Raw genomic sequence first — 24,148 nt, 5'->3', positions numbered from 1 at the left:
ACATATGTTATCTGATAAAACCATTGAGATTGTAAAAAGCACAGTTCCGTTATTAGCGCAGGCGGGTACGGTTGTTACCGATCATTTTTATAAGCGTTTATTTAGCCATAATCCTGAGCTTAAAAATATTTTTAATATGGCGAATCAAGATACAGGTCGTCAGCAATTTGCACTTTTTAATGCATTGGCTGCGTATGCACAAAATATTGATAATTTAGCCGTATTAAAAGAAGCGCTAACACGTATTAATCATAAGCATACAAGCTTGAATATTTTACCTGAGCATTACCCTATTGTAGGTGCACACTTAATTGGTACGCTTAAAGAGCTTCTTCCTGAGCAATTTACTCCCGATGTTGAATACGCTTGGCGCGAAGCTTACGGCGTACTTGCTGATATTTGTATAACCGAAGAAGCTGCTTTGTATGAGCACAGTAAAAATAAACACGGTGGTTGGGCGGGAACTCGCCAATTTGAAATAACCAACAAACAGGCTGAATCAGAACTAGTAACGAGTTTTACACTTACGCCAGTTGATGGCGAAGCTGTTATTACACATAAACCAGGGCAGTATTTAGGTATTAAAGTTAAGCCAGAGGGCGCTGAATATGAAGAAATTCGCCAGTATTCTATTTCACAAAAAAGTAACGCTAAAAACTACCGTATTAGTGTTAAAAAAGAGCTACAGCCAAAGCCTGGCATGGTGTCTAATCATTTACACTCATTAGAGCAAGGCACTATTGTTGAGCTATACCCGCCGGCAGGAGACTTCTTTTTACGCAATAACACAAGTCCAGTGGTTCTCATTTCAGCAGGTGTTGGGCAAACGCCAATGCTGGCTATGCTTGAAACGTTATTAAGTGACAATTCTAATCAAGAGATTATGTATTTACATGCTTGCGAAAATACTCAGCAACATTCGTTTTCAAAATATTTATATGATCTAACAGCGCAGAATAACCACTTGAAAACAATAACGTGGTTTAACCAAGCGACAGAGGGCGCTGACTTTACTGGGTTAATGAACCTAAATGCAGTACAAGCACAGCTACCATTGAGTAATGGCGACTTTTACTTATGTGGTCCTGCCGGTTTTATGGCATTTATAAAAAAGCAGTTACTTGAACTAGGTGTTAAAAACGAGCAGATTCATTATGAAGTGTTTGGTCCGCATGAAGACTTGTAATAACGCTTTAAAATAGAAAAAGGCGTACAGCGATGTGCTGCGCGCCTTTTTATAAACGCTAATAAAGTGCCTTATAACTCTTTACAGGTCACACCTTCAAGTACTGTAGTAAGCTCTTTTTTAGGATAGTAAAGCTCGCATTGGTTATTACGTAGTTGCAAAATAAACTTCTCAGATTTTATATTATGCGCGCCCATAATTACTCTGCCATCAGACCCTTTACTCATTGCATGATCAATTAGCAGTTCGCTACGTTTAGTAAATACGGAATCGGAAAGTGTTACTAATGCGCCTCCCTTAGCTTGTTGAATTGCCTGTTGTAGTGTTGCAATAACGCTAGGATTAACGCTCGTTAATATAGCGGGTTTAGCGGGATCACTATTTACACTTTGGCATCCACCTAAAGCGAATAAGGTAGCTAATGGGAGTACTAATTTAGCCATTACCTTTCCTCACTCAGTGTTGGCCAAGTTAAGTCCATATTACGCTGGGTAAATTGCTCAGGCATATTTAAAGGAATGAGAGATTCACGAGAGCTTGAAAAATTAGCTGGCTCTGCTTTTGCAGCAGCCGTTCTAATTGGGCAATTGCCATTTTCAACATGAAACAATGCGGTGGCTAAAACGGCCTCGTCACTGTCGCCTAACTGATGATCAAAGTCGTCCTCAATTTCACAACCTTGAACATCAGCATCAAATTGTGGCGTAGGGGTTGGTGTAAAACCCGCAGCGTATTCGCCAAATCCTTTGCTATTTACCCCACTAAATTGAATAGTGTAATAGGTTGTTGCGCAGTTGTGAGTTGGGGTAAAGCCATAGGGCTTACCGCAGGTTGTATCGCCAATTAAAATAACTTCTGCGTCTATACCTTTTAAACCATTAATAAAAGCTTCTGATGCCGAACAGGTGCCTGATGTGCTTAATACATAAACCTTCGATAAGTTTAAATCAGGTAGGTTTTCACCTGTGCTAAAAAAAGTAGAGTAATCTATTTCTTCATCAATAAATGGAAAAGGTGAATCAACGGGTTGTTTATCGTTTTGTTGAGTTTGATAATAAAAGCGGTTGTTAACGTTGGCATTACCGGCAACCATATAAGCTAATTGTGCCGACAGTGCTAATAAACCACCACCGTTATATCTAAAGTCGATTACAAGCTCATCAATACCATCGGTTTTAAACTTATTTACTGCATCAATAAGCCCTTCTTGGGCAATGCTTATATGGCTATTAAATTGCATGTAACCCACGCTTGAACCATTTGCGGTTGTAATCGTTTTAACATTTTGAACCGGTGTTTGTTCAATATTGCCAGCGGTTACATTAAATGTTTTTTCGGCGCCATCGTTACTGCGTACAACAATAGTATGTGAGTCGCCGTTAGTAGGACTAAATAAACCTTCGTTAAGCGTATCTACACCCGACTGTGTATTGGTATTAATGCTAACACCGTCAACTGAAAGTACAGTATCACCACGTTGAAAGCCTATTTGGCTTGCAGGTGAATCATCTTCAAGATAAGCAACGCGTAAAATACGGTCGGCTGTATCGCCAATAAACGCCCAATTTATACCGTAACCAGAAGTAACGCCCGATTGCGCTTCTTGAAAGTAATCTTCAGTAGGTTCTGAAAAATGAAAGTTATCTTTTTTTGCTCCTGAGTCGGTAAGCTGCTCTGTTTTTAATTGGGCAAAATAATCGGCTACTGTGGCAAAGCTTTCAGGATCGTTATCGGCAATCTCATCATACCAAAGGTAGGTTTCGTCGCTCCAAGAACGAAGCCAGAGTTTTTCGTAAAGGGCAGAACCGGCTTGATCTGGGTAAGGCTCGTTGTTATTAAAGGGATCGTTACCCGTACGCGGGGTTTCGCAAAAGTTTTTTAAATCGTTAGAGGGTTCAAATACACCCGCAGTCCATGTTGGACTGCTACTAACAGGTGTTGTAACTACAGGGGCTGAGTCGATACCGCTACCGCCGCCGCCACAACCGGTCAAAGCAAAGCCCGCAAATGCAGTGAAAATGGCAAGCGAGGTTTTATTATTTTTAAACATAGTTAAGGGCTTTTTTGTAAATAAGTTGTTTAAAATATTACAACACTCGCTCGTTTATTCAACATTTATAACTTTGATTTATGTAAACGAGTGTTAAAGCTTAGAGCTTGCTCGCACTACTTGTATCTGCGAATGCTTGCTTTTGCCATGCATTAAATAACTTTTGCTGTTTATCAGAGATTTTTAAACCGTATGTTTTTTGCATGTAAGCGTAGGTGTCAGCTATACGTTTTCGTGCATAAACAGGCGGTTCAACTACACGTTGCTTAAAGTTTACTTTTACTTCGCAACGACCATATTGTGTGGCGTTTTCGCTAAGCATACCAAAACGATAATTAGAGCGATCGGCATTAATTTCGCCAATAGCTGGCGCTAAGTTATTTATATCAGCTTCCATTTTTCTAAATTTAGCACTTACTTTACGGCAGTTTTTACGCCCGCCATCTTGCCAGCATTGTAGCTGGTGACCAAATTCCCACGCCGGAACAATGTGTTCCCACTCAATGCGTAGTGCTCGCACATTTACTTTGCCTGAGCGGGTAAGGGTATTTCGAGGAATGTAACCACAGTTAGACGGATCAGGAACGAGTTTTTTGCCTTCTTTTTTAATATCACAGCCGCAGTAAATGCTTTTGGCGTTGTCAGGTAGGGTTTTAATTAAATGTCTTTTAGCCGTTGAAAAACGGGTAAATTGTTCAGCTGATACCGAAACGCACACACAACAAGCCAATAAGGCCAGAATAAATCGAGTCATATCCATCACAAATGTGAACTACAGGAATAGGCAGTTTAAAGCCTTGAAGATAAAAGATAAAGTTAACTTAAGGCCTACGCTTATATTAATAAAAAGTGCCTGATTAATTTTTTACTCAAAGTTATTTTCACTATTCATTTATTTCTCACTATTTATCGTATTTTAACCACACAAGGTTACCCGTTAAGGAGTATGCTTAAAGCTTACTCAATATGAGGATTTGGATTGCAAATGAAATTTGTTGATTATTATGCAGTGCTTGGAATATCGCCTGATGCAGATGATAAAGCGGTTAAAGTTGCTTATAAAAAGTTAGCCAGAAAATATCACCCAGATGTAAGCAAAGAGCCTCAAGCAGAAGATAAGTTTAAAGAAATAGCAGAAGCTTACGAAGTCATCCATAACAAAGAAGAACGGGTAAAATACGACGAGTTACGTCGTCACCAACAAAATCGTGCTCGTCAACAGCAAGGCCATTATGGTGGTAACAATGCCTCTTCGCAAAGTAATTATCAGCAAAGCGATCCTCAAACCGACCAAGAGTTTTCTGACTTTATTAATTCAATGTTTGGCGGAGCTGGTGGATTCGATCGTTCCGGGCAGAGCAGAAGTAACGCCGCTCGCGCGCAAAAAGGACAAGATGTGGAAATAGAGTTCCCAATTTTTCTTGAAGAGACTTTAGTTGATACCGTTAAGCCTGTTGAGTTTATGTTACCGCAGCGAGACAGCAGTGGCCGTGTCACTGAAATTAAAAAATCACTTAAAGTGAAAATTCCTGCAGGCTCAGTAAATGGCGAGCGAATTCGACTAAAAGGGCAAGGCGGATTAGGGTCAGCTAATGGGCAAAATGGCGACTTGTATTTACAAATTAGTTTAGTGCCTCACCCATTATTTGATGTTGAAGGTCATAACCTAAATATAGTTGTCCCTCTTGCACCATGGGAAGCGGCTCTTGGTACAAAGCTAAATTTACCTACGTTGACAGGAAACATCCAATTAACTATTCCTTCTAATAGTCAGTCTGGTCAACGCTTGCGTATTAAAGGTAAGGGATTAATGAGTAAAAAAGCTAAAGGTGATTTATTTGCTGTGCTTAAAATTGTTAATCCAACATCTGTTGATGATGCCAGTAAAAAACTGTGGGAAGAATTAGCCAAAAAAGCTCACTTTGATCCCCGTAATAACTGGAGCAAGCCATAATGCAAATTATCGTGACACAAAAAGACGATTTACTTACTAGCAAAGAGCTATGTTTGAGCAGTGATATTAGCGAAGCAATTTTATATGAGCTAGTTGAGCATAATATTGCGGTTCCAATTGAGGGGGATCATGTTACGCAGTGGCAATTTACGGTATCTGCAGTGACCTTAGTTAAAAAAGCGGCCCGTATCCAACATGACTTTTCGTTAGATTGGTCGGCAATAGCTTTAGTTTTACAATTGCTGGATGAGCGTGATGAGTTGATTTTCGAAAACGAAATGTTAAAGCGACATTTGAGTCGATTTAAGCACTTGGAATAAAATAAGCCCTAGGCTTATTTACTCTTTGATAAGTGGGCGCTAGCTCTCAAAAACCAATATGACTACTTTGATTTATTCTTATTTTTAATTCGGATAAATCGTTTTAGTCGTATATTTTGTATAAGTAGTAATATTCCACTTAAACAAAAAAGTACACTGGTTGCTGAAAAGCTAATAAGCAGTGGATTATTAAAATCCTCTCGCTCATCGTAATCCATAATATGTAACATCCAAAAAAAGTCGAATATTCGCCATAGCGTGCTGCGAACGGTAACAACTTTGCCGTTATTTTCTGACAAGTACAGTGTTGTGTTAAATGTGTCGTCAAATTGTACCTGCCAAACATTGGTTTTATATCCAACTTCTCGCATACCTTGCTTTAGTAGTACAGCGCTTGTTACTTGAGCGTCAATAAGTAAGTGTGCTTTAGCATTTGCGGTAATTTGTATTTTAGTTGGCGGTTCAAATGGTCGGCCTGTTATTCCATTGAAGCTTTGCTGCTCGTTATTACTAAAGACAGTAATAAGTGGTGTAGTTAAGAAGTTCTCAAAAATTATTTGTGTTGGATTAACCACCTGAGTGGCAATATCGTCAAGGGAGGCAACATAATCAGCCTGCGTAAATGGGTTATTAAGAGTACGTGTTGCAAGATGCTCCCCATGAACTTTATCAAGAGGGATTGCACTCATAATTAAACCACCTAGTAACCATGCTAAAATTTGTAGTGCTAATAAATATCCTAACCATTTATGTAACTTGCGAGCATGTTTAAATATTTTTTTATTCATGTTTTAGTCTTATTATTTTTAGAGGCTAGTTTATTACATTAATGGGATAAGTTACTGCGACATTTTGTCGCAGTTTAAACTATAGCTTACTGTAATCATTTAAAAATAAAAAAGATTACACTTAAATTCCTAACATGACTTATCTGTTTAATTGAGCTGGATGTTTGATATCCAGCTAGCTTTAAATGCTAAAAAATACTTAAAAGCTGCGAAATATCCATATAAAGTGGTTATTAGGGCATAGTTGATTTGGTATAACGGTAAAACTGCGTTAAAGTTTGCAATGAAATTATTAGAGGATAAATACGAAACGATGTCGGAAATTCAATTTTTAAATGTAGATCTTGAGCTTGAATCAAAGCAAGATATTAGTTTGCTAGTGGCGGACTTGAAAAAAGTCGCGACGATTTTACATTATGACAAAGACGAATACCGTCAACTAGCGCGTATTGAAGCTACAGGTGAGGTGAGCACACCTGATAAAGCCATAAACCATATATGTGAGCTTATTGAATCGTGTTCGCGTAACGCGCTAAAGCAATGGTTAAGCTGTTCACGTAGAACGTTTGATATTGGTTTTGAATCAGGGACTTCTCCTAAGTGCTTTAATCAAGCCTTAGATGCAGATACATTATTGCGTATATCTGCGATTGGTGCGGGTATGGAAATTACCATTTACCCAATCGAAAAGTAACTATCTTCGCTCTACGACTGCTGCGGTCATTTTTGATACGCAGCACAGCTCATTGCGGCTATTTGTAATTTTTATTTCCCACACTGAACTACGTTTGCCAATATGAAACGCTCTTGCCGTTGCTGTTAAAGTGCCGTTGCGAGATGCTTTTAAATGACTTGCGCTAATCTCCTGTCCTACACAGTAAAATTTAGTAAAATCGACAACAAAGTTAGCGGCATAGCTGGCAACTGTTTCGGCAAGTACAACGTTAGCACCGCCGTGAACCATCCCCATTGGGTTATGATGCTCAGGAATTGCCGGCATTGTGGCAACCAAATAATCATCGCCAATTTCTGTGACTTCTATCCCCATAGTTTTCATTAATGTTCCTTGGCCATTAATGCCTTGTTCTAACTGCTTGCACAGCTCTAAGGTGATGGGCTGGTACCAAATACTCATAATGTCTCCTTTGCATTTTTAATCATTTATAAACTTAGCTTTAGTTATATCCCTAAAATGTACACAAGTGAAATTACTTTAGCTATTTTAAGGCTTAATTTAAATTTGCGATTTTTATTTAACTGTATATACTCACAGTTAAATGTACTGTATGGAAAACCAGTTGTATGCGACCATTAACGAACCGCCAAGCTCAAATACTCGAACTAATTAAAGTTTTTATTAAAGACACTGGTATGCCTCCTACACGTGCTGAAATAGCGCAAACATTAGGTTTTAAAAGTGCCAATGCTGCTGAAGAACATTTAAAAGCACTTGCTAAAAAAGGCGCAATTAAAATGAAACCAGGTGCAAGCCGTGGTATTCAATTAATTGAAGAAGAAGAGCCAGAACAATTAGGTTTACCGCTTATAGGGCGTGTTGCTGCTGGTTCACCTATTTTGGCGCAAGAGCACGTTGAAAGTCACTGCAAAATCGATCCATTAATGTTTAAACCGGCTGCAGATTTTTTACTACGCGTTAACGGTATGAGCATGAAAGATATTGGTATTATGGATGGTGATTTACTTGCTGTACATCGTACTCAAACCGCTGAAAATGGACAAGTTGTTGTTGCTCGCCTAGACGAAGACGTAACTGTAAAACGTCTTGAGAAAGCGGGTCGTAAAGTATTACTTCATGCTGAAAACGACGATTTTGACTCTATTGAAGTAGATCTTGAGAATGAGTCTTTTAATATTGAAGGCTTAGCCGTTGGCGTTATAAGAAACGCTGATTGGATGTGACTTTAAAAATAGCTTTTAAACAAGCAGTTTTATAAATGCGTACTAATTAGTACGCATTTTTGTTTTAAAATTTGTACTAAAAAATAGGGCGTAAACAGCCCACTGACTATTTAAGCTGTAAACTTTTTTGCACTTATATTTCTCCCCTCCGAATGCGTTAAACCCCTTTGTTTTGCTCATATTTTGAACTTCCTGTTGCCCAGTTGATTACCGATTTTTATTAATTATTCAATATCACCTGATTGTTTTTTATACTAAAACTTGCTTGTTGTTCGTTTTTTAGCTAATTGTTAATGTGCTGAGCTAATAATAACTCACAGCTTTTTAGTTTTGAGAACACACAATATACACAAACTCGTTGTTGGCGCAGCAAAACCAATCAATATTAAATAAGATTGGCTAAAAAAATAAAAATAACGAATTGGCGTTTAAGCCGTATGCCTCTTCGCTTTGCATTCGCAATAGCATCAAAGGAGCCGTCACATGGGTAAACTGACCTCTACCTTGTGGCTTATATTATGTGTTTTTTCGCACCCAGTTTTGGCTAACAGCCAATACAATATGCGCAAAGGCGTAACCGATATAAGCAATAATGTATATCAGCTGCACATGACCATATTTATAATATGTTGTGTGATTGGGGTGATAGTGTTCGCAATTATGTTTTGGGCACTTATTCATCACCGTAAATCTAAAGGGGCTGTACCTGCCCAATTTCACGAAAGCACTAAAGTAGAAATACTTTGGACTGCAATTCCGTTTGTTATTTTAATTGCTATGGCAGTACCAGCCACTAAAACCCTAATTGCAATGGAAGATGCCAGCAAAGCTGATCTCACTATTAAAATTACGGGTTCGCAATGGAAATGGCATTATGAATATATGGGCGAAGATGTAGAGTTCTACTCTATTTTATCTACCCCGCAAGATGAAATCGCGAATCTTGCAGATAAAAATCCTAACTACTTACTTGAGGTTGATAAGCCTCTTGTACTGCCAATAAATCAAAAAGTACGATTTTTAATGACTTCTGACGATGTTATTCACTCTTGGTGGGTACCTGATTTTGCAGTTAAAAAAGATGCGAACCCCGGCTTTATAAACGAAACATGGACGAACATAAACGAAGAAGGTACTTACCGAGGCCAATGTGCTGAGTTGTGTGGTAAAGACCATGGCTTTATGCCCGTTGTGGTGGTCGCTAAATCTGAGGCTGATTTTAAAACATGGCTTACAGATGCAAAGCAGGCTAAACAAAAAGCAGCATTAGCAGATGCCGCATTACTTGATAAAACCCTCCCAAAAGAAGAATTAATGACTTTAGGCGAACAAGTATATATGGCTAATTGTGCTGCATGTCATCAACCTACTGGCATGGGGTTACCGGGCGTATTTCCTGCACTTAAAGGCAGCCCGATAGTGCTTGGCGATATAAAAGATCACATTGATGTAGTTATCCATGGACGACCCGGTACGGCAATGCAAGCTTTTGCCAAGCAGTTATCTATAAAGCAATTAGCTGCGGTTATTACTTATAAACGTAATGCGTGGGGTAATGATACGGGTGATGTTATTCAACCGAGTCAAATACAGACGGCACTTGATGCCAAAGTGGAGGCGAACTAATGAGTAGCATAGTAGAACAACCTAACGCCAATGAAGCTCATCATGCTCATCACCCAGCTAAAGGTTTTAAACGCTGGCTTTACACAACTAATCATAAAGATATAGGTAGTTTATATTTAATTTTTTCGCTGACCATGTTCTTAATTGGTGGCGCAATGGCTATGGTGATCAGAGCTGAATTATTTCAACCAGGTTTACAGTTGGTCGACCCTCACTTTTTTAATCAAATGACCACAGTGCATGGTTTAATTATGGTGTTTGGTGCGGTTATGCCCGCCTTTACAGGCCTTGCTAACTGGATGATACCACTCATGATTGGCGCGCCAGATATGGCATTGCCAAGAATGAATAACTGGAGCTTTTGGATTTTACCGTTTGCGTTTCTAATCCTATTGGCATCGTTATTTATGCCTGGTGGGGGGCCTGCATTTGGTTGGACTTTTTATGCACCACTGTCCACAACATACAGTAATGATAATACTGCATTGTTTGTATTTGCCGTACATATTATGGGAATTAGCTCAATAATGGGCGCAATCAATGTGATTGTAACCATAGTGAACTTACGTGCCCCAGGCATGACATGGATGAAGTTGCCCTTATTTGTATGGACGTGGTTAATTACTGCCTTTTTATTAATAGCCGTAATGCCAGTGCTTGCAGGGGCTGTCACTATGGTACTTACCGATAAGTATTTTGCGACCAGCTTTTTTGATGCCGCAGGCGGTGGCGACCCGGTGATGTTCCAACACATTTTTTGGTTTTTTGGTCACCCCGAAGTATACATTATGATTCTTCCTGCCTTTGGCATTATATCTACAATAGTACCTACCTTTTCTCGTAAAAAACTTTTTGGCTATGCCTCAATGGTATACGCCACATCCTCCATAGCACTATTGAGCTTTATTGTATGGGCTCATCATATGTTTACCACTGGGATGCCGGTCGCTGGCGAGTTGTTTTTTATGTACGCGACCATGCTTATATCGGTACCTACAGGAGTAAAAGTATTTAATTGGGTTGCCACAATGTGGAAAGGCTCAATAACTTTTGAAGTGCCAATGCTTTTTAGTATTGCGTTTATTGTGCTGTTTACCTTGGGTGGTTTTTCGGGATTGATGCTGGCAATTACACCTGCTGATTTTCAATATCACGATACTTATTTTGTAGTGGCGCACTTTCATTATGTATTAGTAACAGGGGCTGTATTTTCGATAATGGCGGGGGCTTATTACTGGCTGCCCAAGTGGACGGGCAATATGTTTAATATCACATTGGCTAAATGGCATTTTTGGCTATCGCTGGTGAGCGTGAACGTACTGTTTTTTCCTATGCATTTTGTAGGGCTTGCTGGTATGCCGCGTCGAATTCCCGATTACGCTCTTCAATTTGCCGACTTTAACGCAATCATAAGTATTGGTGGGTTTGCCTTTGGTTTATCGCAATTGTTGTTTGTAGCTGTGGTAATTAAATGCGCGCGTGGCGGTGATAAAGTGCCTGCAAAAGTATGGGAAGGGGCAGAAGGCCTTGAGTGGGAAGTTGACTCTCCAGCGCCATATCATACTTTTTCTACGCCGCCGGTTATTAAGTAATGACACATGCACCGCTACTCAAACGTTTGGTACTTATTTGCATAGGCATGTTTGCCTTTGCCTTTGCTTTAGTACCTTTGTATGACGTGTTTTGTGATGTAACAGGGCTTAATGGAAAGCCTTCGCTTGAGCAAGCAGAGCAAAGTACACAAATAGTACAAAACCGAGAAGTTGGCGTTAGCTTTACTACTCACGCACAAAGTGGTGCACCGTTTAAAGTTAAATCAAAAGAATACAGTGTAGTGGTAAAACCCGGTGCAATGCGTGAAGTAATGTTTAGTGCTAAAAATAACAGCAATCTAGATAAAGTAATGCAGGCTGTACCATCAGTCTCGCCAGGTAAAGCGGCAAAGTATTTACATAAAATAGCTTGTTTTTGCTTTGATCAGCAACCTCTAAAAGCAGGGGAAGAGCTTGAATTTAAATTACTTTTTTATGTTGATACCGCATTGCCAAGCGACATTGAAGAATTAACTTTATCTTATACCGTATTTGATATTAGTGAACAGCTGGTGGCAAGTAATAACTAGCTTTTTAAACTAGTGTGAAACTAGGAGTAAATAAAATGAATCAAGAATATGAGCATTATTACGTACCTGAGCAAAGCCCGTGGCCTATTGTAGGTGCAGTTGCATTGTTTTTTATTGCAGTAGGGGCAGGCTTGACTGTTATGAGTGTAGGTAAAGAAGGTGGTAGCGGGGTTTATCTTCTTTATGCCGGTATTGCTGTGCTTGTGTATATGTTGTTTAGCTGGTTTAAAAATGTAATTAGTGAATCGGACCAAGGTTTGTACTCAGCACAAATGGATCGCTCTTTTAGACAAGGTATGAGCTGGTTTATTTTTTCTGAAGTTATGTTTTTTATGGCCTTTTTTGGTGCGCTTTTTTATGCACGGGTATTGTCGGTACCTTGGCTTGGAGGTGCAGGCAATAATGCAATGACTAACGAGGTTTTATGGCCAACTTTTGAAGCTGTTTGGCCGCTAGTTTCAACACCTGCTGGCGAAACTACTCAGGCTATGGGCTGGCAAGGCTTACCACTTATAAATACCTTAATACTGCTTACTTCCTCAGTTACTTTACATTTTGCCCACGTAGCGATGGAAAACAATAAACGTACTCCACTTAAGGTTTTTTTAGGCGCTACTATTTTACTGGGTGTTTGCTTTTTAGGGCTGCAAGTTGAGGAGTACATGCATGCATATAATGACCTTAATCTAACGCTAGATGCGGGTATTTACGGTAATACGTTCTTTTTATTGACTGGTTTTCATGGCATGCATGTAACGCTAGGAACCGTACTTTTATTTGTAATATTTTTACGGATATTAAAAGGGCACTTTACTAAAGATAAGCACTTTGCTTTTCAAGCAGCTGCTTGGTATTGGCACTTTGTTGATGTGGTGTGGCTGTGTTTGTTTGTATTTGTATATGTGCTGTAGCGTTTATTCGCGAATTATTCGCTTTAATAAAACCAAGTTTAAGCGCTGCAATAACAACAATTAAAACAACGAACGAAAACAATACGCGACGACCTAAAAAGTGAGACATAGGTCGTCCCCCTGTTTTCCCTGACACCATAATAAACAATGCTCTAAATAAGTTAAAAAGTATAAATATTAACAACAGTACGATAATAATTTTAATAATCACTGAGTTGACCCTTTATGCAGTTAGTTTTATGGCACAAACAAAAGCTTAGCTCACTAATCACACTTTGTATGGTTGTGGTTGTTGTACTTGTGTGTGTGCGATTGGGGTTTTGGCAGTTGGAGCGAGGTGAGCAAAAGCAGCAACAACTAACCGCCATTGCTAAGCAACAGACTCGTGGTGTGATGAGCTGGTCTCAATTACTTAACTTGCCTGATAGCTGGAACAAAACTGGTGTATTGGTTGAGTTAAAAGGGCGGTTTGTACAAAACCAATATTGGCTTTTAGATAATCAAGTTTATAACGGACAAGTAGGGTACGACCTACTTGCTTTACTAAAGCCAGACACCGAAGAAAAAGTGATTTTAGTTAATTTAGGATGGGTAAAAGCGCCTATATCTAGAGATACACTGCCAAAGGTTGCTCTGCCTACAGGTGTTTTTATTCTTAAAGCGCAAATAAAAGAAAATAACCTAAGTAGCTTTACGCTTGAAGATAAAACTACAAATAACGACTTACCTACAAGAATCCAATCTATCGACTTGAATATGCTGAGCACTCAAAGCCAGCAATCATTAATTAATTTTATGGCTTACAGACAAGGTACTGGTGATGAGATTGCAACACCTCATTATGAGGCCGTTGTTATGAGCCCTCAAAAGCATAATGCCTACGCTTTGCAATGGTTTTTAATTGCTGTTGCATGTGCTGTTGTGGCTATTTTTGCGAGTAAAAAAAGGACACATAATGAAAAATAATCCCCTTTTGTTGTTTGTGGGTTGCTGCGCTATCCCATTAATTTTGGCATATGGCGCATTAAAGTTTGATTGGTTGCCTACTGCAATTACTAATAATGGCGAGTTTTTAAGCCAAGAAATAAAACTTAAAAATTGGCCGCAAAATAATCCCAAACAATGGACTATCGCACTTAATTATTCAAACGAATGTAACACCCCATGCAGCGAACAACTCAATGCACTTAATAACTTATATGTGGCACTTGGTAAAAACCAAGGCAAGGTTGATATGGCTGTAATGGGAAGCCCCGACAATAAAAATCTACCATGGAAAATTATTACCGAACAACAGAGTTTAAACCCTGCAAGTTTATATTTAATTGATCATATGGGGTTAGTGGTACTTGAATATCCCTTTAAGGTCGAGCCACAAGAAAACCGTTTAGTACAAAAAGGGTTATTAAAAGATCTAAAAAAATTACTTAACTATTCTCGTTCTAGCTAATTAAGTTGAGCTTAAGTTGGAGTATCTGATGTATAAAAATTATAAAAACTTAGTATTAATAACAGGATTACTCGCTTTGATTGTAGTTGCTTTAGGTGCGTACACCCGCTTAAGTGATGCAGGATTAGGGTGCCCCGATTGGCCTGGTTGTTATGGCTTTTTAACGGTACCTAAGCATGAGGCTGACATAGCCTTAGCAGCTCAAAGCTACCCCGATATGATGTTCGAAACCGCAAAAGCGTGGAAAGAAATGATTCATCGCTACTTTGCAGGTGCTTTAGGTTTACTTATTTTAGGTTTATTTGTGTTGGCTTTTTTAAAGCGCCAATATCCAACTACGCCAGTTAAATTGCCTTTGGCTTTACTTCTACTAGTGGTGTTTCAGGCTGCCCTTGGTATGTGGACAGTAACCATGAACCTTCAGCCGCTTATTGTAATGGGCCACTTATTAGGTGGCTTTAGTATTTTGTCACTTATAACGCTTTTATATTTACGGCTAACCGCAAAACCTATTATGGGTGGCGATAGCGGCGCAAAACGCTATTTTGGTTTAAGTTTAGTTGCGCTCGGTGTATTGATTATCCAAATTGCACTTGGTGGTTGGCTGGCTGCAAATTACGCCGCTCCTCATTGTAGTGGTTTGCCATTGTGTAATTACGCACAACCGTTTTCATTGAGTAGCGTATTTCAATTACCACTTGAGCACAGTAATTATGAATTTGGTGTGTTATCGCAGCAAGCGCGTATGTCTATTCATTTATTACACCGCATTTGGGCACTGGTTACTTGCATCGTTCTGGCGCTAATTATGTGGAAAATATACAGCCAAGCGTACTCTAAAAAAATTAAAAATTGCGTGGTGAGCGTATTGCTTACCCTGCTTTGCCAAATTAGCTTAGGGCTTATTTTAGTACATTGGCATATTCCGTTGGGAGTTGCACTGGCGCATAACTTGATGGCTGCCATACTATTATTAAGCATGGTTAGGTTGTGTTATTACCTAAAATCACGCACATAAAGGGGAAATATAATGGCACTTATAATTGATAAAAAAATACTGCTACCCGTTAATACTCAATCGCTAATTTCGCGTACTCATAATTTGCTGCAAGACTACTTAGCAATTAGTAAATTTAAAGTGGTAGCCATGCTGGTACTAACAGCTTGGGTTGGTTTAGCGCTGGCTCCTGATGTAGGGCGCGGTATGGCTGTACAGTTTATTAGCTTGTTAGGTATAGGGCTACTTTCTGCTGCTGCAGCGGTTATTAATCATGTGGTTGATAGTGAGATAGACTCAAAAATGGCAAGGACTCGTCATCGTCCTGTGGCTAAAGGGCGTTTAAGTAAAACACATGCGCTTAGTTTTGCAGCTGTTATTGGGGTTGCGGGTTTTATTATGCTAATGGTGTGGGCTAATACCTTAACCGCTATATTAACGTTATTTGCATTGGTAGGTTATGCATTTGTTTATACATCATTTTTAAAGCGTGCTACACCGCAAAATATTGTTATAGGTGGGTTGGCTGGCGCAATGCCTCCATTATTAGGTTGGGTGTCAGAAACAAACCAAATGGCAGCAGCCCCTTGGTTACTTGTAATGATAATATTTACCTGGACTCCGCCACACTTTTGGGCGCTGGCTATAGCGCGAAAAAGTGATTATGAACGCGCTAAAATTCCTATGTTACCAGTAACCCATGGAATCGACTTTTGTAAAACGTGCGTCGTTGCCTACTCTGTTTTACTCGCTGTAGTTTGCGTATTACCTTATTTAATTGGTATGTCTGGATTAATATATTTAATAGGTGCGTGTGTATTAAATGCAGTGTTTATATATAAAGCCGTCAAATTAAAAATTGCTGGAAATGATGAGACTGCAATGGACTTATTTCGTTTTTCGATTATTCATTTAATGGTACTCTTTGTAATCTTATTTATAGATAAATGGCTCACTTTATGAAGCAGTTATGGCTTGGATTAATTGTTGTTTTAGTTTTGTTTTTATCAGCATGTTCAAATGAAAATAGTCCACCAGATGTAGATGCATTAGTTTACGAAAATGCAAAGCCATTGTCTGATTTTACGCTAAACGATCAGCGCGGCGAATTAGTGACTAAGCAACAATTTTTAGGACAGTGGAATTTAGTATTTTTAGGCTACACAAGCTGCCCAGATATTTGTCCATTAACACTTGCTAAGTTAAATGCTGTTTATAAAAACTTACAAGCAGATTATCCGCTGCAAATTTGGTTTTTATCGGTTGATCCAAAACGCGATACACCAGCTAAACGAAAGCAATATATAGATTACTTTAATCCTGACTTTTTAGCTGTATCAGGGGAGCATAAACACCTTTTTCCTGTTGTTAGAGAGCTTGGTTTAATTTACGCCATTAGCGATAGTAGTGAATCAGAATATGCAGTTGATCATAGTGCTTCGGTCGCTATGGTTGATCAAAATGGAGCGGTTAGAGCTATTTTTAAACCAGAATTCAAACAAGGTAGTGTGCCATTAATTAATGCGACGACTTTAACGAAAGAGTTTAAAAAAATAGCCGATTACTACAAAAACTAGTTTTTACTTTTTACCAATTTGAAAGGAGCTTTAGGCTCCTTTTTTTGTTTTTTAACGACGATTTAAATTTAATTAAGCATTTTATGGCAATTTTAATAACTAGGGCTAAGCTTTTGTTATGAATTGAATTGACAGGGAATGCACCTACTAAATGCTAAAACTTCCAAGCGAACTTGCTATTACGCAAGTTGAAACACTACATCAAGATTTACTGCACGAACTCAATAGCAACGATGATATCTGTCTTGATATTAACGATGTGATTTCTGCTGATACTGCCTCAATTCAACTTTTATGCGCCTTACAAAAACACCTACTTACCATACAGCACAAAATCATTTGGGTAGGCAGTAGCGAGGCCTTAACACATACAATCAATAAACTTGGCTTAAGCCAATACTTAACAACCGAAAGTAAAAGTTAGGGGTATATATGAAAAGAATTTTAGCGGTTGATGACTCAGCATCGATGCGTCAAATGGTGAGCTTTACATTAAAAACCGCAGGGTTTGATGTAACCGAAGCTAAAGATGGCAGTGAAGCTCTCGCTATTGCCAAGCAGCAAGACTTTGATGCCGTGATCTCAGATGTAAACATGCCAATAATGGATGGAATTACATTAATACGAGAGCTGCGTACTTTGCCTAGTTATAAATTTACACCATTACTGATGCTTACAACTGAGTCGGGTTTAGAAAAAAAAGTAGAAGGTAAAGCTGCTGGGGCAACAGGCTGGATTGTTAAACCATTTAATCCCGATCAGCTACTAGCGGTAATTAAAAAAGTTATTCGCTAAGGAGCGCAGTGTGAGTATAGATTTAAGTCAATTTTTTGAAGTTTTCTTTGAAGAGAGTTTTGAAGGCCTAGATACCATGGAGGCTGAGCTATTAAACTTAGTGCCAGGTGAGGAAGATTTAGAAACTATCAACACTATTTTTAGAGCTGCTCACTCAATAAAAGGAGGCAGTGGGACATTTGGTTTTAGCTCCGTTGCTGACTTTACTCATGTACTTGAAACATTACTAGATCAAATTCGCCAAGGTGAACGAGAGCTTAGTACCGAGCATGTTAATTTATTACTCAAAGCTGTGGATTGCTTACGCGCTTTACTTGCTGCACTTCAAGGTGAACAAGAGCCAGATTTAACCGAAGCAGATTTGTTAAAAGTACAATTTGAACATGTACTTGGAATGAAAAACGAAACACATGAGAATAAACCTCAAAGCTGTGAAGAGCAAACAAGTAGTAATACCTATCAAATAGACTTTAAACCTCATCATCATTTATTTAAAACAGGAAACGAGCCACTGTATATGATCAGTGAGCTTGAAGAGCTAGGTGAGTTAGAAACCACAGTATTTTACGATGAAGTTCCAGAAATCACCGATTTAAGTAGTGATGAATGTTTTTTACATTGGCGCTTTTTTTTAAGCACTAGCCATGATGAAAAAGCCATAAAAGAAGTGTTTGAATGGGTTGAAGACGATGCCGATATAAAAGTTGAATTATGTGGCGGCTTATTTGGCAATGATGAGCCAATACAACCTAATCAAGAGGAGATACCTAAAGCTGTTGAGCTTGAAGAACCCGATTCAATAAAAGTAGCTGAGTTACCAAGTAAGCCACAGCAACCCGTTGCTAATAAAGATAAAAAACCTACAAGTGCACCAGAATCTACCTCTATACGTGTTGGCATTGATAAAGTTGATTCGTTAATAAATATGGTAGGTGAACTTGTTATTACACAAGCCATGCTAAATCAACTCAGCGAACAAGAAATCACACCAGCCACAATCACTTTACTACAAGAAGGCTTAGCACAACTTGCACATAATACGCGTGATTTACAAGAAAATGTGATGCGTATTCGTATGCTCCCAATTAATTTTGTATTTAGTCGTTTTCCTCGATTAGTACGAGATATAGCACAAAAGCTAAATAAGCAGGTTGAGCTAAAGCTGATCGGAGAGCAAACCGAGCTTGATAAAACAGTAATGGAAAAAATATCTGACCCTATGGTGCATTTAGTAAGAAACTCACTTGATCATGGGTTAGAGACTGTTGAGCAAAGACTGGCGGCAGGTAAAGACCCCGTTGGCACAGTAACCTTAAATGCATTTCATCAGGGTGGAAACATCGTTATTGAAATAATGGATGATGGGCAAGGGTTAAATACAAAAAAAATAAAAGAAAAAGCCATCGCTAACGAATTAATCTCAGCTGATAACCATCTCAGTGACGATGAAATAAATGAGCTTATTTTTATGCCCGGCTTTTCGACAATGGATGAGGTAAGTGACTTATCTGGACGTGGAGTTGGGATGGATGTTGTTAAGCGAAATATCCAATCATTAAATGGGTCAGTGGAAGTAACCTCAGCGCCCGGTGTTGGTTCTACGTTTACTATTAGATTACCCCTTACTCTCGCTATTTTAGATGGGCAATTAGTTAAGGTGGCTCAGCATACTTATATTATTCCGCTCATTTCTATTGTGGAGTCACTGCAAATTGATATTGCAAAAGTGAGTCGAGTGGGTAAAAGCCTTGATGTATTGAGGCTTCGAGACGAATACATTCCTATATTAAGACTCTACGATATTTTTAATCATAAAAATGCTATTGAATCACTCGATAAAACGCTGCTTGTTGTTGTAGAAACAGATAACCAAAAGGTGGGTTTATTAGTTGATGATTTACTGTCTCAACAGCAGGTTGTTATTAAAAGTTTAGAGGCAAACTACCATAAAGTGGATGGCGTATCGGGTGCTACCATTTTAGGAGATGGGCGTGTATCGCTGATTGTGGACATTAGCGGCTTAATAAAGCTCTCAGGCTTAAAAAAGCCAGGTAGCCAAGAACTAACTATTGAAACGCAAGCCACTTTGGAGGCGTTATGAGCTCAGATCAAAGCCAGTTAAGTAACCAATTAAATCTTCAGCAACAGCAAGGTGTAAAACAGTTTTTAACTTTTATTATGGCTGATGAAGAATATGGCGTTGATATTTTAACAGTACAAGAAATTCGCAGTTGGGAAGAAATTACAGTACTGCCCAATGCACCAAAATTTGTAAAAGGCGTTATTAATTTACGCGGAACAATAGTGCCAATTATTGATTTACGGTTGCGCTTTGGATTACCAAGTGTCGACTATGGACCATTAACGGTGGTTATCGTTGTCAAAATAGAATTTGAACTAGGTAGTAAAATTATAGGTGTTGCTGTTGATGCCGTCTCTGATGTTTACAGTATTGCGGAGCAAGATGCTAAAGCAGTTCCTAGTTTGTCTGAATCGAGTAATTGTGAATATGTAGCTGGGTTGGTGAATGTTGGTGAAAAAATGGTAGCGCTAATTGACCTGCAAAAAACAATGAATATTTAGCAAATAGAAACTAAATGAATAATAAACTTAAAGGTGGTGATGAGCATGGGATGGTTTAGTAATCCAAAGCAGTCAAAATCAAGTAATGATTTAATTGTAGACGCATTGAATAAATCATTAGCGGTAATTGAATTTGAACCTAACGGAAAAATAATTACTGCAAATATGAATTTTCTAAACGCGATGGGCTATCGTCTTGAGGAGGTTCAAGGTCAGCATCACTCGATGTTTGTTGACCCAGATGAAGCTCAGGGCAACGATTATAAAAACTTTTGGCAACGCCTGCGTAATGGCGAGTTTATCTCAGATGAGTTTAAGCGTAATGCTAAAGGTGGAACTGAGGTATGGATCCAAGCAACTTATAACCCAATTGTTGATGAGCAAGGGCAAGTATTAAAAGTAGTTAAGTTTGCCACCGACGTGACTGAGCAAAAGTTAATAACAGCAGAAGCTTCAGGGCAAATTAGTGCTATAAGTAAATCTCAAGCGGTTATCGAATTTAATTTAGATGGCACTATTATTGATGCCAATGATAACTTTTTAAATGCGCTTGGCTATCAACTTAGCGAGATTAAAGGTCAGCACCATAGGCTTTTTATTGATCCCGAACTTGCAAATAGTATCGAATATAAAGAATTTTGGGCCAAACTAGGTCGCGGTGAATTTGATTCAGGGGAATATTTAAGAATAGGAAAGCAGGGTCAGGAGGTTTGGATCCAAGCATCTTATAATCCAATTTATGATATGAACGGCAAGCCGTTTAAAGTGATTAAATATGCATCTGATATTACTGAACAAAAAGAGCTTGAAAAAGCATCTCGCAAAGCAGCCGATTTAGCAAATGCGCTTAAAGTTTGCCAAGCAAACGTAATGATTGCTGATGAAAACCTTAATATAGTATTTGTGAACGACCGTGTTCAGCAAATGCTAAAAGTCCGCGAAAAAGAATTACAAACCGTATTGCCGAGCTTTTCTGTTGATAATTTAATTGGCACCTGTGTTGATGATTTTCATAAGCACCCTAATCATCAACGTGATTTATTAAAAAACCTAGATAAGCCCTATAAAGCCGAGCTACTGTTAGCAGGTGTCACTTTTACCTTGATTGCTTCACCTTGGATCAGTCAAGACGGAAAGCATTTAGGCACCATTGTTGAGTGGGAAGATAGAACCAATGAAGTTGCGCTTGAAAAAGAAATCGCTGAGCTTATTGGTGCTGCAGGTAATGGCGAATTAGATACAAGAGTTGCAGAAGACGGGAAGGAAGGGTTCTTTTTACGTTTGGCTCAAGGATTAAATAGCTTAGTTAAAATAGTTGATGATGCCGTTGCCGACACTGGCAATATGCTCGATGCGATGGCAAGTGGTGATTTATCAAAACGTATTGAAAAAGAATACAAAGGTTCATTTGATAAACTTAAACGCGACGCAAATGCTACGGCAGATAAATTAACAGAAGTGATTAATCGCATAAATTCATCGGCAACGTTAGTAGCCAGTGGTGCAGAAGAAATTTCTCAAGGTAATGCTGATTTAAGCCAACGTACAGAAGAGCAAGCCTCGTCACTTGAAGAAACAGCTTCAAGTATGGAGGAAATGACCAGTACCGTTCGTCAAAATGCTGATAACGCAAAAGTAGCAAACGACTTGGCAGAAGAAACCTGTGAAAAAGCGATTCAAGGTGGTGAAGTTGTTAATAGAGCAGTTACGAGCATGTCGGCAATTAATGAGTCGAGCAAAAAAATTGCAGATATTATCGGTGTAATAGACGAAATCGCGTTTCAAACGAATTTATTAGCGCTTAATGCCGCTGTAGAGGCAGCAAGAGCGGGTGAGCAAGGTCGAGGCTTTGCGGTTGTTGCAGGTGAGGTTCGTAATTTAGCGCAGCGCTCTGCGGGCGCAGCGAAAGAAATTAAAGAGTTAATACGAGATAGTGTAGGCAAAGTAGCTGATGGCTCTCAATTAGTTAATGAGTCGGGCGCTACACTTAAAGAGATTGTTGTGTCGGTGCAAAGAGTGACGCAAATGATTTCTGATATTACGGAGGCATCTGAAGAACAAAGTGCGGGTATTGAGCAAGTTAACAAAGCTATTTCTCAAATGGACGAAATGACGCAACAAAATGCCGCTCTAGTAGAGCAAGCCTCTGCTGCTGGTGAGTCTATGGCTGAGCAAGCTAATGAGATGCGCCGATTACTTAACTTTTTCTCAGTAGATCAGCAAGAGATGACAATGATGTCATCAACTATGCGAACCCCTGAACTATCTCATAAGCCGCAAAGTCGTTTTGTGAGTAATAAGCCAAGGGGCGATAACTTTGTAGACTCAGCTGATGAGTGGGAAGAGTTTTAATATTTAGCCTTTTTATGCCTCGTCTAATAAATAGTTACAGCGAGGCACTACTTGTTAGCGTTAGGTTTAATTGGGAGCGGACAATGAAAGAGTTTTTGTGTACCGACCGCGACTTTAAGGAAATTGCCAGTTTAGTTTACAGCGCATGTGGAATTGTATTAGGGGATCATAAGCGAGAGATGGTTTATTCACGCTTAGCAAGACGTATTAGGGAGCGTAAATTAACTGATTTTAAAGCTTACTTAGAGTATTTAAATAGCCATAAAGATCAGGAGTTTGATGCCTTTATTAATGCAATAACAACGAACTTAACGTCTTTTTTTCGTGAAATACATCACTTTGAATTTATAAAATCTGAGCTTGTACCTGCTCTTTTAAAGGCAAATAAAAACAGTAAGCGAGTAAGAATCTGGTCTGCAGGTTGCTCCACAGGGGAAGAGCCTTACAGTTTGGCGATGACTTTAAATAACGCATTTCCGAGCAATTGGGATGTAAAAATACTAGCAACCGATTTAGATTCTAATGTATTGGCAAAAGCACAAAAAGGTATTTACACCGCAGCGAATGTTAATGGCTTAGATGACGTGCAACTTAAGCGTTGGTTTTTAAAAAGCAAAGACGGTGAAAATTATAAAGTTAGAGATAAACTAAAAGAGTCTATTTCTTTCAAGCGTTTAAACTTATTACAAGACTGGCCAATGAAAGGATCATTTGATCTTATTTTATGTCGTAATGTTGTTATTTACTTTGATAAAGAAACAAAAGATCAGCTTTTTAAGCGTTACGCCAATATATTAAATGAACAAGGTTATTTGTTTTTAGGTCACTCAGAAAGTATGGGTAAAGAGCATTCACAATTCAAAAACTTAGGGAAAACTATGTACCAAAAGGGACAAAATGCACGCTGAGTTTAGGCCGGTATTACCTAACTTTGAACATATTAAACGATACTGGGATTCGGGCCGAGGTAGCGTTGTTGCTAAAGTACTTCCGGGGGAGTTTTATGTTTCTAAAAATAATGAACTGATCTCTACAGTTCTGGGTTCGTGTATTGCGGCTTGTGTATACGATGAAGTACTTGGTATTGGCGGGATGAATCACTTTATGTTACCAATTCAAAAGGGAGTAGAACTTAAAAATGCGCATAGTTTAAGTTGTCGCTACGGTAATTGGGCTATGGAGTATCTTATAAACGAAGTTTTAAAAAATGGCGCGTCTCGGTGTAACCTAAAAGTAAAACTTTTTGGCGGGGGGAAAATTATTAGTGCGATGACTGATATAGGGCTGGGTAATATTAGTTTTGCAGCAGCGTATATTAAAGAAGAGGCATTAAATCTAGTTGCCCATGATATGGGGGGGCCGTGGCCGCGAAAAATATTTTTTCACCCGAACACTGGTAAAGTTCATATGAAAAAACTTAAAAACCTACATAATAATACGATTGAAAAACGCGAAGTCCGTTACTTACAAAACCTTAAAAAGCAAGAAGTAGTAACCGATATAGAGCTGTTTTAGGA

27 protein-coding genes are annotated in these 24,148 nt (G+C 38.8%); 21 read left to right on the top strand and 6 right to left on the bottom strand.

Translation table 11 applies throughout. The annotated features are described in order from the left end of the window. The first annotated feature begins 4 nt into the window (after positions 1-4). Positions 5-1,186, top strand: coding sequence for an NO-inducible flavohemoprotein (gene hmpA / locus H5118_RS17530; protein WP_182749584.1), 1,182 nt, complete (start codon positions 5-7; stop codon positions 1,184-1,186). Positions 1,187-1,257: 71 nt separating this feature from the next. Here the strand turns inward: hmpA and H5118_RS17525 are convergent, their stop codons facing one another. The 3 genes from H5118_RS17525 to H5118_RS17515 form a co-directional block, all read right to left on the bottom strand. Beyond that, positions 1,258-1,629 carry a hypothetical protein gene (locus tag H5118_RS17525; RefSeq protein ID WP_024605009.1) on the bottom strand — a complete coding sequence of 124 codons (372 nt, stop codon included), beginning with the start codon at positions 1,627-1,629 and terminating at the stop codon, positions 1,258-1,260. Beyond that, a complete protein-coding gene (locus H5118_RS17520; protein ID WP_182692764.1) occupies positions 1,629-3,236 on the bottom strand; it encodes a S41 family peptidase in 1,608 nt (535 codons plus the stop codon). Before H5118_RS17520 ends, H5118_RS17525 begins: the two co-directional genes overlap by 1 nt. Positions 3,237-3,336: 100 nt before the next feature. Further along, positions 3,337-3,990: an endonuclease gene (locus tag H5118_RS17515; protein ID WP_149603346.1), complete on the bottom strand. Its 654-nt coding sequence runs from the start codon at positions 3,988-3,990 to the stop codon at positions 3,337-3,339. A 231-nt stretch (positions 3,991-4,221) separates the two neighbouring features. On the opposite strand from H5118_RS17515, the gene H5118_RS17510 reads away from it, so the two are divergent. Both H5118_RS17510 and H5118_RS17505 read left to right on the top strand, forming a co-directional pair. Then, positions 4,222-5,190, top strand: coding sequence for a DnaJ C-terminal domain-containing protein (locus H5118_RS17510; RefSeq protein ID WP_182725086.1), 969 nt, complete (start codon positions 4,222-4,224; stop codon positions 5,188-5,190). After that, positions 5,190-5,510, top strand: coding sequence for a chaperone modulator CbpM (locus tag H5118_RS17505; RefSeq protein WP_024599636.1), 321 nt, complete (start codon positions 5,190-5,192; stop codon positions 5,508-5,510). Before H5118_RS17510 ends, H5118_RS17505 begins: the two co-directional genes overlap by 1 nt. A gap of 62 nt (positions 5,511-5,572) precedes the next feature. On the opposite strand, the gene H5118_RS17500 is transcribed toward H5118_RS17505, so the two are convergent. Next, positions 5,573-6,298 carry a hypothetical protein gene (locus H5118_RS17500; RefSeq protein ID WP_182749583.1) on the bottom strand — a complete coding sequence of 242 codons (726 nt, stop codon included), beginning with the start codon at positions 6,296-6,298 and terminating at the stop codon, positions 5,573-5,575. A 313-nt stretch (positions 6,299-6,611) separates the two neighbouring features. Here H5118_RS17500 and H5118_RS17495 point away from each other — a divergent pair, with 313 nt between their 5' ends. After that, positions 6,612-6,992: a hypothetical protein gene (locus H5118_RS17495; protein ID WP_024595094.1), complete on the top strand. Its 381-nt coding sequence runs from the start codon at positions 6,612-6,614 to the stop codon at positions 6,990-6,992. Here H5118_RS17495 and H5118_RS17490 read toward each other — a convergent pair whose 3' ends face one another. Continuing rightward, a complete protein-coding gene (locus H5118_RS17490; RefSeq protein WP_149603343.1) occupies positions 6,993-7,433 on the bottom strand; it encodes a PaaI family thioesterase in 441 nt (146 codons plus the stop codon). Between the two features lie 167 nt (positions 7,434-7,600). On the opposite strand from H5118_RS17490, the gene lexA reads away from it, so the two are divergent. The 5 genes from lexA (at position 7,601) to H5118_RS17465 (ending at position 12,877) form a co-directional block, all read left to right on the top strand. Continuing rightward, the gene (lexA, locus tag H5118_RS17485) at positions 7,601-8,218 is read left to right on the top strand and encodes a transcriptional repressor LexA (protein ID WP_024595093.1); all 618 of its coding nucleotides are present in this window, start codon (positions 7,601-7,603) and stop codon (positions 8,216-8,218) included. Positions 8,219-8,701: 483 nt separating this feature from the next. Beyond that, positions 8,702-9,844 (top strand): cytochrome c oxidase subunit II, encoded by a 1,143-nt coding sequence (gene coxB, locus H5118_RS17480; RefSeq protein WP_182693453.1) that lies wholly within the window; start codon positions 8,702-8,704, stop codon positions 9,842-9,844. After that, positions 9,844-11,436 (top strand): cytochrome c oxidase subunit I, encoded by a 1,593-nt coding sequence (ctaD, locus tag H5118_RS17475; protein WP_002959615.1) that lies wholly within the window; start codon positions 9,844-9,846, stop codon positions 11,434-11,436. Before coxB ends, ctaD begins: the two co-directional genes overlap by 1 nt. Continuing rightward, a complete protein-coding gene (locus H5118_RS17470; RefSeq protein ID WP_182693454.1) occupies positions 11,436-11,966 on the top strand; it encodes a cytochrome c oxidase assembly protein in 531 nt (176 codons plus the stop codon). The genes ctaD and H5118_RS17470 overlap by 1 nt, the downstream gene beginning before the upstream one ends. A gap of 35 nt (positions 11,967-12,001) precedes the next feature. Next, a complete protein-coding gene (locus tag H5118_RS17465; protein ID WP_002959610.1) occupies positions 12,002-12,877 on the top strand; it encodes a cytochrome c oxidase subunit 3 in 876 nt (291 codons plus the stop codon). Here H5118_RS17465 and H5118_RS20860 read toward each other — a convergent pair. After that, positions 12,780-13,088, bottom strand: a complete 309-nt coding sequence (locus tag H5118_RS20860) for a DUF2909 family protein (protein WP_182749582.1) — start codon at positions 13,086-13,088, stop codon at positions 12,780-12,782. The two genes, H5118_RS17465 and H5118_RS20860, sit on opposite strands and share 98 nt — an antisense overlap. Before the next feature lie 14 nt (positions 13,089-13,102). Here H5118_RS20860 and H5118_RS17455 point away from each other — a divergent pair, with 14 nt between their 5' ends. The 12 genes from H5118_RS17455 (at position 13,103) to cheD (ending at position 24,146) form a co-directional block, all read left to right on the top strand. Continuing rightward, positions 13,103-13,843: an SURF1 family protein gene (locus H5118_RS17455; protein ID WP_182712890.1), complete on the top strand. Its 741-nt coding sequence runs from the start codon at positions 13,103-13,105 to the stop codon at positions 13,841-13,843. Then, positions 13,833-14,327, top strand: a complete 495-nt coding sequence (locus H5118_RS17450; protein WP_024595087.1) for a hypothetical protein — start codon at positions 13,833-13,835, stop codon at positions 14,325-14,327. The genes H5118_RS17455 and H5118_RS17450 overlap by 11 nt, the downstream gene beginning before the upstream one ends. Before the next feature lie 28 nt (positions 14,328-14,355). Then, positions 14,356-15,345, top strand: a complete 990-nt coding sequence (locus H5118_RS17445; RefSeq protein ID WP_182749581.1) for a heme A synthase — start codon at positions 14,356-14,358, stop codon at positions 15,343-15,345. Between the two features lie 12 nt (positions 15,346-15,357). Then, on the top strand, positions 15,358-16,287 hold the full coding sequence (gene cyoE / locus H5118_RS17440; protein WP_182716562.1) for a heme o synthase: 930 nt from the start codon (positions 15,358-15,360) through the stop codon (positions 16,285-16,287). Then, complete coding sequence (locus tag H5118_RS17435) at positions 16,284-16,901, top strand: SCO family protein (RefSeq protein WP_024595084.1); 618 nt, start codon at positions 16,284-16,286, stop codon at positions 16,899-16,901. Before cyoE ends, H5118_RS17435 begins: the two co-directional genes overlap by 4 nt. A 151-nt stretch (positions 16,902-17,052) precedes the next feature. After that, entirely contained in the window at positions 17,053-17,325 is a 273-nt protein-coding gene (locus H5118_RS17430) for an STAS domain-containing protein (RefSeq protein ID WP_002959595.1), read from the top strand. 8 nt (positions 17,326-17,333) lie between these two features. Further along, positions 17,334-17,696 carry a response regulator gene (locus H5118_RS17425; RefSeq protein ID WP_002959593.1) on the top strand — a complete coding sequence of 121 codons (363 nt, stop codon included), beginning with the start codon at positions 17,334-17,336 and terminating at the stop codon, positions 17,694-17,696. 10 nt (positions 17,697-17,706) lie between these two features. Continuing rightward, a complete protein-coding gene (locus H5118_RS17420; protein ID WP_182693825.1) occupies positions 17,707-19,797 on the top strand; it encodes a chemotaxis protein CheA in 2,091 nt (696 codons plus the stop codon). Continuing rightward, positions 19,794-20,279 carry a chemotaxis protein CheW gene (locus H5118_RS17415; protein ID WP_182749580.1) on the top strand — a complete coding sequence of 162 codons (486 nt, stop codon included), beginning with the start codon at positions 19,794-19,796 and terminating at the stop codon, positions 20,277-20,279. Before H5118_RS17420 ends, H5118_RS17415 begins: the two co-directional genes overlap by 4 nt. 45 nt (positions 20,280-20,324) lie before the next feature. Then, positions 20,325-22,631, top strand: a complete 2,307-nt coding sequence (locus tag H5118_RS17410; RefSeq protein WP_182749579.1) for a methyl-accepting chemotaxis protein — start codon at positions 20,325-20,327, stop codon at positions 22,629-22,631. Positions 22,632-22,714: 83 nt separating this feature from the next. Then, entirely contained in the window at positions 22,715-23,539 is an 825-nt protein-coding gene (locus H5118_RS17405; RefSeq protein ID WP_033020851.1) for a protein-glutamate O-methyltransferase CheR, read from the top strand. Next, positions 23,529-24,146, top strand: a complete 618-nt coding sequence (gene cheD, locus H5118_RS17400) for a chemoreceptor glutamine deamidase CheD (protein WP_039489124.1) — start codon at positions 23,529-23,531, stop codon at positions 24,144-24,146. Before H5118_RS17405 ends, cheD begins: the two co-directional genes overlap by 11 nt. Positions 24,147-24,148 lie beyond the last annotated feature (2 nt).

Source organism: Pseudoalteromonas sp. SR41-1 (assembly GCF_014164015.1).
Taxonomy (GTDB): domain Bacteria; phylum Pseudomonadota; class Gammaproteobacteria; order Enterobacterales; family Alteromonadaceae; genus Pseudoalteromonas; species Pseudoalteromonas distincta.
The sequence above is the reverse complement of the archived record's forward strand: the minus strand, read 5'-3'. Positions and strand labels throughout refer to the sequence as shown.